At 58.5% G+C, this 14,914-nt stretch carries 11 protein-coding genes and 1 pseudogene; 5 read left to right on the top strand and 7 right to left on the bottom strand.

Annotation, left to right across the window (positions count from 1 at the left end):
• Positions 1–87: 87 nt before the first annotated feature.
• Together JJD74_RS00435 and JJD74_RS00430 are read left to right on the top strand one after the other, a co-directional pair.
• Positions 88–510, top strand: coding sequence for a YMGG-like glycine zipper-containing protein (locus tag JJD74_RS00435; protein WP_115148196.1), 423 nt, complete (start codon positions 88–90; stop codon positions 508–510).
• Positions 511–633: 123 nt separating this feature from the next.
• Positions 634–798 (top strand): hypothetical protein, encoded by a 165-nt coding sequence (locus tag JJD74_RS00430; protein ID WP_200610595.1) that lies wholly within the window; start codon positions 634–636, stop codon positions 796–798.
• Between the two features lie 144 nt (positions 799–942).
• Here JJD74_RS00430 and JJD74_RS00425 read toward each other — a convergent pair whose 3' ends face one another.
• Positions 943–1,374: a DUF6896 domain-containing protein gene (locus JJD74_RS00425; RefSeq protein WP_150618575.1), complete on the bottom strand. Its 432-nt coding sequence runs from the start codon at positions 1,372–1,374 to the stop codon at positions 943–945.
• Positions 1,371–6,150 (bottom strand): annotated as a pseudogene (locus JJD74_RS00420) (RHS repeat-associated core domain-containing protein). Before JJD74_RS00420 ends, JJD74_RS00425 begins: the two are co-directional and overlap by 4 nt.
• Positions 6,151–6,395: 245 nt before the next feature.
• Between JJD74_RS00420 and JJD74_RS00415 the strand changes: the two are divergent.
• Positions 6,396–7,091, top strand: coding sequence for an HAD-IA family hydrolase (locus JJD74_RS00415; RefSeq protein WP_200610592.1), 696 nt, complete (start codon positions 6,396–6,398; stop codon positions 7,089–7,091).
• Positions 7,092–7,175: 84 nt separating this feature from the next.
• Here the strand turns inward: JJD74_RS00415 and JJD74_RS00410 are convergent, their stop codons facing one another.
• Positions 7,176–7,922 (bottom strand): 3-oxoacyl-ACP reductase family protein, encoded by a 747-nt coding sequence (locus JJD74_RS00410; RefSeq protein WP_042558478.1) that lies wholly within the window; start codon positions 7,920–7,922, stop codon positions 7,176–7,178.
• Between the two features lie 127 nt (positions 7,923–8,049).
• On the opposite strand from JJD74_RS00410, the gene JJD74_RS00405 reads away from it, so the two are divergent.
• Positions 8,050–8,976 (top strand): LysR family transcriptional regulator, encoded by a 927-nt coding sequence (locus JJD74_RS00405; RefSeq protein ID WP_047300626.1) that lies wholly within the window; start codon positions 8,050–8,052, stop codon positions 8,974–8,976.
• Between the two features lie 131 nt (positions 8,977–9,107).
• Here JJD74_RS00405 and JJD74_RS00400 read toward each other — a convergent pair whose 3' ends face one another.
• The 3 genes from JJD74_RS00400 to JJD74_RS00390 form a co-directional block, all read right to left on the bottom strand.
• A complete protein-coding gene (locus JJD74_RS00400) occupies positions 9,108–9,836 on the bottom strand; it encodes an aspartate/glutamate racemase family protein (RefSeq protein ID WP_200610590.1) in 729 nt (242 codons plus the stop codon).
• 53 nt (positions 9,837–9,889) lie between these two features.
• Complete coding sequence (locus JJD74_RS00395; protein WP_115148456.1) at positions 9,890–11,428, bottom strand: NCS1 family nucleobase:cation symporter-1; 1,539 nt, start codon at positions 11,426–11,428, stop codon at positions 9,890–9,892.
• A gap of 485 nt (positions 11,429–11,913) precedes the next feature.
• Complete coding sequence (locus JJD74_RS00390) at positions 11,914–12,648, bottom strand: phosphoadenylyl-sulfate reductase (protein ID WP_042558481.1); 735 nt, start codon at positions 12,646–12,648, stop codon at positions 11,914–11,916.
• Between the two features lie 163 nt (positions 12,649–12,811).
• Here JJD74_RS00390 and thrH point away from each other — a divergent pair, with 163 nt between their 5' ends.
• Entirely contained in the window at positions 12,812–13,429 is a 618-nt protein-coding gene (gene thrH / locus JJD74_RS00385; RefSeq protein ID WP_115148455.1) for a bifunctional phosphoserine phosphatase/homoserine phosphotransferase ThrH, read from the top strand.
• 86 nt (positions 13,430–13,515) lie between these two features.
• On the opposite strand, the gene pabB is transcribed toward thrH, so the two are convergent.
• Positions 13,516–14,859, bottom strand: a complete 1,344-nt coding sequence (gene pabB / locus JJD74_RS00380) for an aminodeoxychorismate synthase component I (RefSeq protein WP_200610588.1) — start codon at positions 14,857–14,859, stop codon at positions 13,516–13,518.
• Positions 14,860–14,914: the final 55 nt, after the last annotated feature.

Genomic DNA, 14,914 nt, shown 5'->3' with positions numbered 1-14,914 from the left:
GCTGAACGTTTTTCCCGCTAATGCCTCCAATAGCTTATAAGCCCTTGTTCGGGCGGACTGTCCCGCTTCGGGAACTGTGAGGTTCAAATGCGATTGTCATTATCTGCACTGTTTTTCGGATTGCTGGTTGCTCAAGGCGCGATGGCTGCCGGCGACGGCACTGCCGCCGTCGGTGGTGGCTTGGGTGGTGCGTTGGGCAATGTGGTTGGCGGACAACTTGGTGGTAGCACTGGCGCTGCGGTGGGTGCAGGTTTGGGCGGCGCGGCGGGCAGTGCGGTTGGGGCGGATAAACGCAGTCGCACGGAAGCCGCTATTGGCGGCGGCCTCGGCGCCGCCGGCGGTTCAGTGGTCGGCAATAGCCTGGGCGGCTCAACCGGTTCGGCCATCGGTGCAGGCTTGGGTGGCGCGGCAGGTGGTGCTGTCGGCAACAACCTGGGTGACGATGGCGGTAAGTCTCATTCCGGTGGTGGTCATAAACACAAGAACAAGCATAAGAATAAACATCGTTGATTGATGTTTAAACAGAAACCCGGCCTTGCGCCGGGTTTTTCGTTTCTACTCATCGGACTCGGGAACGATTGGCGGCAGGGCGTCTCGAACGTCATACACTCCCCCGAAATCCCGAGGTATGCCATGACTCCCGAAACTGAAGGCAAGGAAGAAAAAGGTTCAAGCGGGCTGCCGTTTATCAACGATCCGGGGAATGAAGATCCGGGGTCGGTTATGGACGATGCGACGGTGCCGTTGAATGATTCGGATGAGGCGGATATGGAGTATGAAGAAGAGGACGAGCAATAAGTTGTCTTAGAAGTCGAGCGCGGTAGCGCGCTGATTTCATCTCCGGGGCCTGTACTTCAGGCCCCTTGATTCTGACCGGTTTGCTCGCGAAGATTAAGTTTGGTAAACAATTTTTGAGACGAACGAAGGCCATCGATGTTTTTGTTATTTCGCAGTTAAGTCAGGGTTCACGCGTATGTAAAGGTTATCTGATGGCGACATTTTTTCTATTCGGCCTGATGCGATGTATTCTTTAAACTCCTTTTCAACTATTTTTTGATTGCAGTATTTTTTGTATTTGGATGGCCTATCGCTAGCGTAAATGTAGAGGCGCCATACATCAAATCCGTCGATTCTGTTGTTCGATCCATAGTCGAAGTCCACTGATTCTGATGGGAAATGAATGGCGCACCCTACGCCGTGCAGTTCATATTGAATTCCATCAGTTATTTCACCGCAGCGTTCGATTTGCTTGCTCCGCCAAAGTCTTAAAATATTCCGAGTGCCAAATTTTTTTTCTAGTAACTCTGTGCCAATTTCAACTTTTGAAAGAAAGTCATTTATTAGATCCTCAAGATTTTTATCATCTGTTTTCATCTTCTTCTGTGATGCTCCAATCGGTCGTGTCCGACATTGTTCGCTGAATCAATGACTTCTTCAATCGTATTAAGCTGTCCTTTGTGTTCTCTGATGTTTGTGATCAGTTTTATAGTTATAGGTGTTGCTGTTTGTTTTGCAGCTGCTGCACGGTGATGTCCATCTAGAATATAGAAGTTGCCCTGATGTTCTGCTACGTCTATGGGATAGCTGACATCGTAGCCACCTGCTCGCATTTGATCTCTTATTTTTTCGACGTGTGTAGTTGATTTTTTTCCCATAATTGCATGCGTGCGCTTCACTGAGTGTGGGTCAACGCCATGAATCAAGCCCGGTAATTGTGGCTCACCCTCATCAACCTTAGCCCCATCAATCCCTCCCGGCATCTCACAACCCGGTTTCTTCGGCGGCGGGCAGTTAGAGCTCAACCCCAACGGATCCACCCACCCCGTCGGATTCGGCACGTACTGGTACTGATTCAACCCACCCGCCAACTTGATCGGGTCCGGCGTCAGATACCGTCCAAGCCTTGGGTCGTAATACCGATGCCGGTTGTAGTGCAGCCCGCTTTCCGCGTCGAAGTACTGCCCCTGAAACCGCAGCGGTTGATCCAGGTATTCCTCGCCGGCCAGGGTGATCGCGGCGACTTTGCCGTAGGCGTCGTATTGCGCCGACCAGACGATTTCACCGCTGTAGTCGGTGAGTTCTTGTGGGGTGCCGAGGTGGTCGAGTTGGTAGTAGAACGGGCAGGCCTTTTTTGGGCCTTTGCCGTCGAGCAGTGCCAGCGGGCGGAAGGTGCCGGGTTCGTAGACGTAGCTGCGGTGCTGGGTTTTGCTGCTTTCGGCGACGAGGTGGTCGCCTTGCCAGAAGAACTCGGTTTTTTCGCCGTCGACGGTTTTGCTGATCCGCCGGCCGAAGGCGTCGTACTGGTAGGTCGCGGTTTTGCCGTCGGGGCGGGTCAGGCCGATGAGCCGATGCTGGCAGTCGTAGCGATATTCGGTGACCAGTTTCTGCGCGGTGCCGCGGCGTTCACGGATCAGGTTGCCGAAGGCGTCGTAGTCGTAGTGGCGATCGCCCTGCATCAGCAGGCGGTTGCCCTTGATGTGTGTCGGGCCGGGGCGCTCCTGCATGAGCAGGTTGCCGGCCGGATCGTGGGCGAAGGATTCCGGCAGTTCGTCGCGTGAGTGGCGTACCCGGATCAGGCGGTCGAGGGGCGTCGTAGCCGTAGGTGCGTTGACCGTGACGGGTGTCGGCGATGTGCTCCAGATTGCCATTGGCGCTGTAGGCATAATCGCGGCGGTACAGCGAATCGTGCTGATGGCCTACGGCGTGGGCGAGCAGCCTGCCCTGATCGTCGTAGGCATATTCGCTGAGCAGCAAACCTTGCTGACGTTGTTGTTCGCGGCCCGATAGATAGACGTGTTGCGTCAGCGGCGCGCCGTTGAGGTGGATGGCGGTCAGTGCGCCGCCCTTGGCGTACTGATAATCGAGCTTGCTGTTGTCCGGCAGGCGCATGCGTTTGAGCTGGCCGCAGGCGTCGTAGGCATAACGCAGCGTGCCCCAGCCCTGATGCTCGGTGATCAGCCGGTCCTGCAGGTCGTATTCGAAGGCCAACGGATGTTTCTGACCGTCGTCGACGCCAGTCAGCCGACCGAGGCGGTCGTACTGATAGATAACCTTGCCCCCGTCAGGCAAGGTCTTGACCAGCAGGCGCCCGGCCGCATCGCGCTCGTAGCCCGTGACCAACACCGAGCCGTCATCGCCGAACTCGGTCTTTTCCAGCAGATGACCGTTAAGATCGTAAGCGTAGGCCGTACGCCGCCCGTCGAAGCCGGTTTCCTGTCGGATCAGTCCGGTCGGCGTGTAGTCCAGCCGATACTTTTCGCCAGACTCGTTCTCGATTTCAGTGAGCAGCAGTTGCGCATGGTCGTAGCGGTACTGCACCCGCGTGCCGTCGGGGTTGATCCGACGCGAGACCAGGTGCAGGTCGTCGTCATACTCGTAACGAGTGATGCGCCCGAGCTCGTCGCGTTCGGCGGTGACCTGGTTGTAGGCGCCATAACTGTAGGCGCGAGTGGCGCCCGTAGGAGAAGTCGTCTGGATCAGTCGGCCAATGGCGTCCCAATGCTGACGCGAGACCGCACCGTGTTCATCAGCAGTGGTAGTCCTGCGCCCCAGTGCATCGTAGGAAAAGCGCCGCACACCACCATCGGGCAGGGTTTCTTCAACCAACTGACCGAGGGTGTTCCAGACAAACACATGCCGACTGGTGTCCGGGTAACGGATCGACAGCAGCTGCCCGCGAGCGTCGTAGTGGTAATGCGTGACCTGACCATCAGGATCGACCGCCTCAGTGACATCGCCCTGAGCATTGCGCCGGTAGGTCCATACCGCGTCTCCACGGGAACGGCTGTGCAGGAAACCGTTGCGGTACTCGTAGGACGTTGGCACATCGTCTGGCGGAAGCAGCGCGATCAGCCGTCCGACATCGTCGTAGCGGTATTCGGTGACGGCGCCTAAGGGATCCTGCTCGGCGACCAAACGGCCCGAACCGTCGTAGGCCTTGAGGTGTTCGCCGCCATCGGCCTCAACCTTGCGCACCAGCCGTGCGCGGTCATCGTGGACGTAGGTTTCTTCGGTGCCATCGACGTAATGCACGACGACACTGCCGTCGTCATGCCAGACATAACGCGTGTCCATCTGCGAGAACGACGCCCAGTGCCTGACGCAACGGGCAGCTTTGCCAGCGCGTTCCCACTCCCAGAAGAAACTCGCGCCGCCCGTGAGTTGCCGCTGCAGGATGACGTGCTGATCGTCGTAGTCGTAACACTCGCTGTCGCCAACCGCGTTACGCGCCTCGACCAGACGCTGATAGGCGTCGTAGCGGTAGCTGACGAGGGTTTGCTCAGTCGTCCATTCATCCTGCTGAAACGACTGATAGTCGACGGCCACCAAGTGCTGGCGGTCATAACGCAACAACAGCGCCCGACCCGCGCCATTGTCCAGACGCTGGACCCGATCCTGCCGATCCCGAACAATGCGCAGACGATTGCCATACGCATCACTAACCGCCGTCAGACGCCCGGCCCGAAAGTGATAAAACCGTGCCGCATCCCCCGCCAGCGCGAGGATCAGTTCTTCCGGTTCATCCCCGAGAAAAATCGCCGCCCGCGACAGGCTGTTATGAATCGCCGGGCGCTCAACACTCGGCAACGGGAACCGCGTACGCCGGTTTTCATGGTCAACCCAAACAACACAGTCGCCATCGAACTCCAGTCGATGCGCCAGCGAATGACTCCAGCCAAACCCCAGCCCGACATCGATTTCGGCGGCACTGGTGCGATACAGTCTTGTGAACTCGAATGGCAGCAGCCCATCGAGCACGCCATCGGTCAGGGTCAGCAGTTCCTCACCGGTAACCATCGACACCGGGCAGCCGTCTCTGCAGGTGAGTGGCACACAATCGGCGCTGTTGCCGTTGGGGTTTTTTGCCTGATCGGGTGCATCATCGTGAGGCTCATGACGCTGCATCCGGCTCATGCCATGCGACTTGTCCCGTGCGAGTGGGGCCGGATTCGGTACCGTCAAAATCACGGAATCGGCCTGACGAATGTTCACCGGAATCGACGGCGTCGGTTTCAGCTCAACGTCACGCACATTGAGCACCAGCGGTTTCAAAACGCCGGCATGGCGAGTCAAATCAGGCGAGGAATTCAGTTCAGCCAGGCGCAAAGCAGAAGCTGCCAGCCATTCCCGCGCGCGCGGCGATTTGATTTTCGCCAGCACTTTGCTGCTCAACCGCAGCTGCACGCCCATGCCGCCAGAGACGCGCATCAGCAGGAAACTGATCAACAACTCGACACGGATTTCTGCGACCACTTCCGCCAGGTATTGCGGCGGCAGCATCTTCAGCCAACCGGTGAACGCCGCCAGATGAATGAACAAAAGCGGCTCGTCGCTGAGCATCAACAGGCCGTTGGCAATCGCCTCGTGGGAAGCCTGCAGCAAAGCGTCCAGCTCAATGTCGCTCAGATAATCCAGAAGCTTTTCGCTGTTGGCCTGCAAGTCGGCGAGCAGGGCGAATAGTTGTTTGATGTCATCCCAGACGCCGTGCAAGGCATTTTCGAAGCCGCGCCAATCGGCCTGTTGCAGTTGACCGAAACGCTCGAGAAATCCGGCGCTGGAAAACTCCGTCCAAAGCGGCTGAAACCCTGCCCATTCACCGCGTAACCAGTCTTCCAGGCCGCTGATGACACTTTCATAAGAGGCATACAGCGCCCGGACATGCCGGGTGGAAACATCAGGAAAGAAGGTGATGCGATAACGCTGGCCCCGGTCGCAATCACTCAACTCCAGAATGCCGCTCGGGCCGATTTCATAATGTTGCGGTTCGCCGAAGGTCATAACGCCGTCGACTTCGGCAATCACCGGCTCGAGTGTCAGCGGGGTGTTGCCGATCGGTACAAAACGAGCGGCTTCGAACATGTGCACCAGGGTCAAGGGGCCGCTGGCCGGACACATGAACACTGAAGAACTGATGGGTTTACGGCTGTTGACGGGCGCGCTGAGGTTGACGTTGTTGCCGACTTTGAACACCTGCTCGATATCCAGCGCCGAGCCCATCCAGAACTGTTCGGCCCAGGCTTCGTAATTGTTCAGGCACAGGCGGAACTCCCGGATCAGTGTTTCGAAGTCCGGGTGCTCGGGATTAAGGGCGGCAACCACCAGCAGGCCGATGCTGTTGTTCAGGGGCAGAAGCCGATCGGGTGGAAGCATTCGCAGTCACTCGCGCATGTGAAAAAGGTGCGCGGACTTTGCGGGGGATCAAAAAGGAAAGAAGTCGGGAAGGTAGGCAATATCTGTAGGGCGTTTCGCTATTTGCCTGCGAGTAGTTCATCGCCTCAACAAATATTGCCCGTTGCTCAATGTCGGCTGTGCTCGTTATGCTGCTGAACCCATTAATCAGATCCGAGCAGCGGCGCTACCCGCCGCCTGGGATGTCTTTGATAACGGATCCGATGATGAATGCACCGCTGAAGGCGTTCGGCCCGATCAAGGCCGTGATTTTTGATATGGATGGTTTGCTGCTGGACACCGAAGGCATTTACACCGAGGTCACCTCGATGATTGCCGAGCGTTACGGGCGCACCTTCGACTGGAGCGTCAAGCAGAACATCATTGGCCGCGGTGCCAACGATCTGGCGAACTATGTGGTGCAAGCGCTGGATCTGCCGATCACTGCCGAAGAGTTTCTGGTCATTCGCGAACCGTTGATGCGCGAGCGTTTCCCCACCGCGCAGGCGATGCCGGGCGCCGAAGAGCTGATTCGTCACCTCAAGGCCCACAATATTCCAATCGCCGTGGGCACCAGTTCGTCACGACAGTCGTTCGGTCAGAAAACCACGTTGCACCGCGAGTGGTTTGCGCTGTTCGATTTCATTGTCACGGCGGACGATCCTGAAGTCGGCGCAGCCAAGCCCGCGCCGGATATTTTCCTCACCGCGGCGCGGCGTCTGGGTGTCGCGCCTGAAGATTGTCTGGTGTTCGAGGATTCACCGTTTGGGGTGACCGCAGCGAAAGCGGCGGGCATGGCGGCCATCGCCATTCCCGACGCGGCCATGGCTGATGAAAAATACGCACACGCCGACGGGATTCTCCGGTCGTTGAAAGGGTTTATCCCAAGCGCCTGTGGCCTGCCGGCACTGGAATGGACCTGAGCGAGCGATAACCCGATCAACCAAAAAACGCCGCCCCTCTGTTAAAGGAAGGGCGGCGTTTTTCGTACAGTCGACTGAGAAATATCAGGCGCCGAAACCACCGTCGATGGTCAGGCTGGCACCGGTGATGTAGCCGGCTTCCGGGCCCGCCAGGTAGGCGACGAAGCTGGCGATTTCTTCGGCTTTACCGTAGCGACCCACTGCCATCAGGGGGATCAGGCTATCAGCGAAGTCACCGTGCGCCGGGTTCATGTCGGTGTCGACCGGGCCGGGCTGCACGTTGTTGATGGTGATGCCGCGCGGACCCAGGTCGCGTGCCAGGCCTTTGGTCAGGCCGACCAGTGCCGATTTGCTCATCGCATACACACCGCCACCGGCGAAGGGCATGCGGTCGGCGTTAGTGCTGCCGATGTTGATGATGCGTGCGCCTTCGCCCATGTGCTTGGCCGCTTCCTGCGAGGCGATGAATACGCTGCGCACGTTGATGGCCAGGGTCTGGTCGAAATCTTCCAGGGTGAAGTCTTCCAGCGGGGCCACGGCCAGTACGCCGGCGTTGTTGACCAGGATGTCGAGGCGGCCGAAGGCTTCGACCGTGGCGCTGACGGCATGGCGGATAGCGGCGGCGTCAGCGCTGTCGGCTTTGATCGCCAGGGCTTTGCCACCGTTGGCGGTGATGCTGTTCTGCAGCTCTTCGGCTTTGGCGGTGGAGCTCACGTAAGTGAACGCTACTGCAGCGCCTTCAGCGGCCAGGCGTTTGACGATAGCGGCACCGATACCGCGGGAACCGCCTTGAATCAGAGCGACTTTGCCGCCGAGGTGTTGAGTGGTCATGTTCGATCTCCAGACTATTCAAGGCGGGACTGCCTTGTTGTTGGAGCCGAGTATCGACCTCTGATCCACAACCGTGTAGCCCATGATTGCTATAGTCTGTGTAAACCAGAAGTTTATAGTGGCGATCATGGAAACTTTCAGCAGTATTGAATGCTTTGTGCGCAGCGCCGAGGTCGGCAGCTTCGCCGAAGCGGCAAGGCGCTTGAGCCTGACCCCGGCGGCGGTCGGTAAGAGTGTCGCGAAACTTGAGACGAGGCTGGGCGTGCGGTTATTCCAGCGCAGCACCCGCAGCTTGGCGCTGACCGAGGCGGGCCAGCTGTTTTTGAGTCAGGTCAGTGCCAGTCTGACCACGATCCAGAACGCGGTGGCTAATCTGGCCAGTGTCGAAGGTCTGCCAGCGGGAACGTTGAAAGTCAGTATGGGCACCGTGTTCGGGCGTTTGTACATCGTACCGTTGCTGGAAGCGTTTTTACGTCGGTTTCCGGCGATCAACCCTGACTGGCATTTTGATAACCGTCAGGTCGATTTAATCGGGCAGGGGTTCGATGCAGCGATTGGCGGAGGATTTGAATTGCCCCAAGGCGTCGTCGCACGCAAATTGGCACCCGCGCATCGAGTGTTGGTGGCGTCTGCTGACTATCTGCAAAAGCACGAAGCGATCGTCGAGCCGGACGACCTGCAATATCACGATGGCATTCTGATTCGGTCGCCACAAACCGGTCGAGTGCGCTCTTGGCAATTGATCAGTAGTGGCAGTCAGCTCTGTCGAGCCTTGACCCTCAAGACGCGAATGACCATGAGCGATTCGGAGGCTGCCTGCGCCACGGCTGCGCAAGGCCTGGGGATTGCACTGGTGAGCATGCCGTTCGCGGTGGGGTATCTGGAGGCGGGCACGTTGCAGCGGGTGTTGCCGGAGTGGTTCGTCGATGACGGCAACATTTCCATCTACTACGCCGAGCATAAATTGTTGCCGGGCAAGACTCGGGCGTTTGTCGATTTTGTGATTGAGCAGTTTGTAGAGCAGGGCTTGGCTCGGCGGTTCAGTGCTTTTTGAGCAAGGCCTGGGGCCGGGTTGCCCCCTTCGCGAGCAGGCTCGCTCCCACAGATTTTGTATCGGACCACATATTTGCAACCAACACTGATCCTGTGTGAGCGAGCCTGCTCGCGAATAAGTCGACTCGGTTCTCAGCGTGCAAACCGCCCCGGCCAGCCAATAATCGTTTTCGGCCGCGGCGTTGCATACGTCCGCACCTTGGACGTCGACAACCGCAACCGCACCAGCGATTCCGCAATCGTCACCGCCGCCGTGACCCCATCCACCACCGGCACGCCCGTGCGCCGGCGAATCTGCTCATCAAGCCCGGCCATACCACCGCAACCCAGGCAGATTACCTCGGCCTTGTCCTGCGTCACCGCCAGTTCAGCCTGATGGACGATGGCTTCCAGCGCCCGTTGCGGTTCGTGTTCCAGCTCCAGAACGGCCAGGCCACTGGCCCGCACCGATGCGCAGCGATCCCACAGCCCGGACAGTTTCAGTCGATCCTCGATCAACGGCACGGTGCGATCCAGCGTGGTCACCACCGAATAGGCATGGCCGAGAAACATCGCGGTGCTGGCCGCCGCATCGGTGATGTCCACCACCGGCACGTTGAGCAATTCCTGCAAACCTTCGCGACCGTGTTCGCCGTAACCGGCCTGAATCACCGCGCCGAACGGTTGGTCGTAGGCCATCACCCGGTCCATCACGGCGATGGCCGCCAGATAGCTTTCGAAGTTGCCTTCAATCGAGTCGGCGCCGAAGTAGGGCGTCAGGCCGACGATTTCCGTACCGGGTGACGCGACAGCCTGCGCCGAGCGGGCGATGGCATCGGTGATGGATTCGGTGGTGTTGACGTTGACCACGAGAATGCGCATGGGGAGTCCTTATAGCGGGCAGTTTGCGGCCCGAAGTCCGGGCCGCGAGGGAATTAATGGCAGACGTTGTCGACAGCGATGCATTCGCCGCTGACGTCGGCGTAGTCCGGCTGGCGTTTGGCGATGATCAGATAGAGCATTCCGGCGATCCCGGCACCAATCAGCCAAGAGAACGGCGAGACACTGTGGAAACCCGGCACCAGCGCCAGGACGATGGCAATCAGCGCGGCAGGAATAAACGCCGCCACTGCACGGAAATTGACGCCGTGGCTGTAGTAATAAGCGCCGTTGGGATCCTCGCTGTAGAGCTGCGGGACATTGATCCGGCCTTTGCGGATCAGCCAGTAGTCGACCATGATCACGCCGTACAACGGCCCGAGCAGGGCGCCGAGACCGGAGAGGAAATACACGATCACCAACGGGCTGTTGTAGAGATTCCACGGCAGGATCAACACGGCGATGGCCGCGCTGATCAGCCCGGCGCGGCGGAAGGTCAGGTACTTCGGCGCCAGGTTACTGAGCACGAACGCCGGGGCGACGAAGTTGGCCATGATGTTCACCGCCACCGTGACGATCAGGAAGGCCAGGCAACCGAGGACCAGGAAGAAGGTATTGGGAATCGAGGCGATGATTTCGGTCGGGCTTTCGATGATCCGGCCGTTGATCTGAAACTGCGCGCCACACAGCAGGACGGTAATCGCGGCGAATACCAGAATGTTTACCGGCAAACCCCAGAAATTTCCTACCTTGATGGTCTTCCGGCACGGCGAGGAGCGGGCGAAGTCGCAGAAATTGAGGATCAGCGTGCCGTAGATCGCCAGCCACAACGCGCCGCCGGCAAAGATGTTGCGCCACATCTCGCCACCGGTCAGCGGGTCGCGAGTCGACCAGGCAATGGTCGCGTTGGCCTGCGTGTACATCCAGGCGGCGAGGGCCGCGACGGTCACCAGAATCACCGGTCCGGCAAACGCTTCATAGCGGCGCACCATTTCCATGCCGTAGGCGAGAATCGCCAGTTGCACGAGCCAGATCACCACGAAACACACCCAACCCAACGTCGACAGCCCGAGGATCGAGTTGTGGTCGTACTCGGCGAATCCGGGATGAACCGCCGTGAGCAAAACGCGAAACACCACCGACGCCAGATACGTCTGAATACCGAACCAGGCGATGGCGATAACAGCCCGGATCAACGCAGGAATTTGCGCTCCGTGGATACCGAAACTGATCCGGCTGATGACCGGAAACGGCACACCGGTTTTCTGTCCCATGTAACCGGACAGGTTCATGAAGAAATACACCAGCGCTGCGCCGATCCCCAGCGACAACAGAATCTGCCAGCCACCCAGGCCCAAGGCATACAGGCCAATGGCGAACGAGTAGTTGGCGATGTTGTGCACGTCGTTGGTCCACAGGGCGAAGATGCTGTACTTGCCCCAGCGTCGACCCTCGGCCTTGGTCGGTGCCAGGTCGCTGTTGTGCAAGCGGGGGCTCAGTTGCAGCGGTTCGACCAGTCCGTCGTGGGGCGAGGGGTGATCGAGTGCAGAGGCGGGCAGATTCAGCGCGATGTTATTCGAGAGACTTGTACGCATTCCGGCAGGCTCCTGATGTTCAAGGCCGCGATGACTGTGCATAAGCCGTCAGGCTCGACAAATCTTCGTCGCGGCAGTGAAACCATCACAGGTTAGGGGCATCTGCAGCCTGTACGGGATAGGGCGCTTCAGGCTTGCGGATCGAAAGTGTGTTTATGTTTTGAGTTTTTGTATACAAAACATGCATGCACTAAAGCCAGATTTGTGCCAGTTACTCATCTATGAAACGAACCGCTCATTTCGAAAAGTTATGGGAAATTCTTAAGTTATTGAAAATATTTGATTAAAAATTGACCGGTCGAACAGGTATTTATTTTTTTGAGGAATTTTGGCGGACGCCAGAGAGAAGGAGGGGGTGGAGGGCGTGTAACTTTTCAGGGCGCAGAAACAAAAAAGTGCACACATAAATGGCACCGATGGTGACATTCGTGTGTACACGTTTTTATTGGGGCGACGCAGACTTGTGTGGGAGCTAGCCTGCAGAATCAAGCCTTGCTGATGATATTTCCCGCGTGCAACCCGCATTCCTTCTGGGTTGCTTCTTCCCACCACCAGCGGCCTTCGCGCTCGTGCTGGTTGGGCAAGACAGGGCGGGTGCAAGGTTCGCAACCGATGCTGATAAAACCGCGTTCATGCAGGCTGTTGTAAGGCAGCTCAAGCATGCGGATGTAGCCCCAAATCTCTTCGCTGGTCATCTGTGCCAGCGGGTTGAATTTGTACAGGGTGCGTTCCGGTGTCGAGAATGCGCTGTCGATTTCCATTACAGCAACGGCACTGCGCGTGCCAGGACTCTGGTCGCGGCGCTGGCCGGTGGCCCAGGCTTTGACGTTGGAGAGTTTGCGTCGCAGCGGCTCGATCTTGCGGATGCCGCAGCATTCGCCATGGCCGTCCTTGTAGAAACTGAACAGGCCTTTTTCCTTCACGAACGGTTCCAGTTTCGTGTAATCCGGCGAGACGATTTCGATGTCGATCTTGTAGTGCTCGCGCACTTGCTCGATGAAGCGATAGGTTTCCGGGTGCAGGCGGCCGGTGTCGAGGCTGAACACTTTGACGTTCTTGTTCAGCTTCCAGGCCATGTCCACCAGCACCACATCCTCGGCGCCGCTGAAAGATATCCACAACTCATCGCCAAACTCGGCGAACGCGAGTTTCAGGATGTCCTGAGCGGATTTGTTGGCATAGGTCGTGGCGAGTTCCACGACATCGAACGTTGGGCTCATCAGGGCGGCTTCCTACAGGTCGGTGGCGCTGGGCGCTCTATATGGCGGCGATGGTAACAAAAAGCTGCGCCGGTTGGCGCGTGCTGTGCGTTGCACGGCTGTGGTGGAGCCGCTAGAGTTCGGCGTCGCTCGACTCAATAATCAATACAAACGGGAGTGTCTTGTGGAAATTGCTTGCCTGGATCTTGAAGGGGTGTTGGTGCCGGAAATCTGGATCGCTTTCGCCGAAAAAACCGGAATCGAATCTCTCAAGGCTACCACCCGGGACATTCCCGATTACGACGTGTTGATGAAGCAGCGTCTGCGCATCCTCGATGAACACGGCCTGAAGCTCTCGGACATTCAGCAAGTGATCGCCACGCTGAAGCCGCTGGACGGCGCGGTGGAATTCGTCAACTGGCTGCGCGAGCGCTTCCAGGTGGTGATTCTGTCGGACACCTTCTACGAATTCTCCCAGCCTTTGATGCGCCAGTTGGGATTCCCGACGTTGCTTTGCCACCGCCTGATTACGGATGAAACCGGTCGGGTGACCAGCTATCAGTTGCGTCAGAAGGATCCCAAACGTCAGTCGGTGCTGGCCTTCAAGAGCCTGTATTACCGGGTGATTGCGGCGGGTGATTCGTACAACGACACGACGATGCTGGGCGAGGCGGATGCGGGGATTCTGTTCCATGCGCCGGACAATGTGATCCGCGAGTTTCCGCAGTTTCCGGCGGTGCACACGTTTGCTGAACTGAAACAGGAATTCCTCAAGGCCTCGAATCGCGACCTGAGTTTGTAGTCGTCTGGAAGAACGCTTTCGCGAGCAGGCTCGCTCCCACATGTGCAATGCATTCCATTGTGGGAGCGAGCCTGCTCGCGAAGCCTTCAGAGATTTTGCAGGGTTTGAAGGAGGATTTTCACTTTGGTAATCGACTCCTGATATTCAGCTTGCCAGTGCGAATCGGCAACAATCCCGCCGCCCCCCCAGCAGCACACCTGCCCATCCTTGACCAACAGACTGCGAATCGCGATGGAGCTGTCCATCTCGCCGCGCACGTCCAGATACAGCAACGACCCGCAATACAAGCCGCGCCGCGTCGGCTCCAGTTCGTCGATGATCTGCATCGCGCGAATCTTCGGCGCGCCGGTGATCGAGCCGCCGGGGAAGCTGCCGGCGATCAGGTCTAACGCGTCGCGATCCTGCGCCAGTTCACCGGTCACGCTGCTGACCAGATGATGGACGTTGGGATAGCTCTCCAGACTGAACAACTCCGGCACCCGCACCGAACCGATGCGACAGGTGCGCCCCAGATCGTTGCGCAGCAGATCGACGATCATCAGGTTTTCCGCGCGATCCTTGGGGCTAGCCAGCAGTTCGGCGGCATTGGCGGCGTCTTCGGCCGGCGTCAGGCCGCGTGGGCGGGTGCCTTTGATCGGACGCGTTTCCACCTGACCCTGGCTGACTTTGACGAAGCGTTCCGGCGACAGGCTTAGCACCGCGCCACCGTCCGGCAAGCTCTGGAATCCGGAAAACGGCGTCGGGCAGGCTTCGCGCAGGGCGCAATAGGCCAGCCATGGATCGCCCTGGCAGGTAGCGCGGAAGCGCTGGGCGAAGTTGACCTGATAGCAGTCACCGGCCTGAATGTAATGCTGGATGCGTTCGAAGGCCTGGCGGTAATCGTCAGCCGAGAGGTCGGCGCTCATCGGATTGTTCAGTTTGAACGGGGCCAGCGAGTCAGCAGGCAGTTGAGTGAACAACGCAATCAGGCGCTGCTTTTCGCTGTCGACGATGGATGGGTGGAAAACCAATTGGCTGGTGGCGGTCTGGTGATCGCTGATCAGCGCCCAGGCGTACAGGCCAAATCGTGCGTCGGGCAATTGCAGATCATCCCGCGCCTGACTTGGCAGGTGTTCCAGATGTCGACCGAAGTCGTAGCTCAGGTAACCGATCAGACCTCCCGCGAACGGTAACTCGAGGCCCACTGGCAAATCAGCCTCACCCAAACGGTTCAGGTTATCGCGCAGACGTTGCAGGAAAAGGCTGCCGCTTTCGTCCGGCATTACGGCCAGTTGTTCCAGCGGCCAGGCGCTGAGCAAGTCATACCGGCCACGCTCGGCACTCGGCCGACCGCTGTCGAGCAGCACAGCGCCGGGGGCGTTGCGGATTGCCGCAAAGTAGTCGGCGGGATTGGCGCGGTAGGGCAGCGGGTGTACGGAGCAGGTCAACATGGGCGGGGCAGATCGGCCGTTGAAGCGGGGTGGGGATTGTAGTCCTCTCGGCGGC

This window comes from Pseudomonas sp. MF6776 (assembly GCF_016613125.1).
Classification (GTDB): Bacteria; Pseudomonadota; Gammaproteobacteria; order Pseudomonadales; family Pseudomonadaceae; genus Aquipseudomonas; species Aquipseudomonas iridis.
Note: the sequence above shows the minus strand (reverse complement) of the source record. Positions and strands in the feature narration are given on the sequence as shown.

Coding starts and splice junctions, on each gene's coding strand:
- JJD74_RS00390 (WP_042558481.1), bottom strand. CDS start 12,648: ATGAGCCCAACGTTCGATGTCGTGGAACTCGCCACGACCTATGCCAAC.
- JJD74_RS00425 (WP_150618575.1), bottom strand. CDS start 1,374: ATGAAAACAGATGATAAAAATCTTGAGGATCTAATAAATGACTTTCTT.
- JJD74_RS00395 (WP_115148456.1), bottom strand. CDS start 11,428: ATGCGTACAAGTCTCTCGAATAACATCGCGCTGAATCTGCCCGCCTCT.
- JJD74_RS00400 (WP_200610590.1), bottom strand. CDS start 9,836: ATGCGCATTCTCGTGGTCAACGTCAACACCACCGAATCCATCACCGAT.
- JJD74_RS00410 (WP_042558478.1), bottom strand. CDS start 7,922: ATGACCACTCAACACCTCGGCGGCAAAGTCGCTCTGATTCAAGGCGGT.
- JJD74_RS00430 (WP_200610595.1), top strand. CDS start 634: ATGACTCCCGAAACTGAAGGCAAGGAAGAAAAAGGTTCAAGCGGGCTG.
- JJD74_RS00435 (WP_115148196.1), top strand. CDS start 88: ATGCGATTGTCATTATCTGCACTGTTTTTCGGATTGCTGGTTGCTCAA.
- JJD74_RS00415 (WP_200610592.1), top strand. CDS start 6,396: ATGAATGCACCGCTGAAGGCGTTCGGCCCGATCAAGGCCGTGATTTTT.
- JJD74_RS00405 (WP_047300626.1), top strand. CDS start 8,050: ATGGAAACTTTCAGCAGTATTGAATGCTTTGTGCGCAGCGCCGAGGTC.
- pabB (WP_200610588.1), bottom strand. CDS start 14,859: ATGTTGACCTGCTCCGTACACCCGCTGCCCTACCGCGCCAATCCCGCC.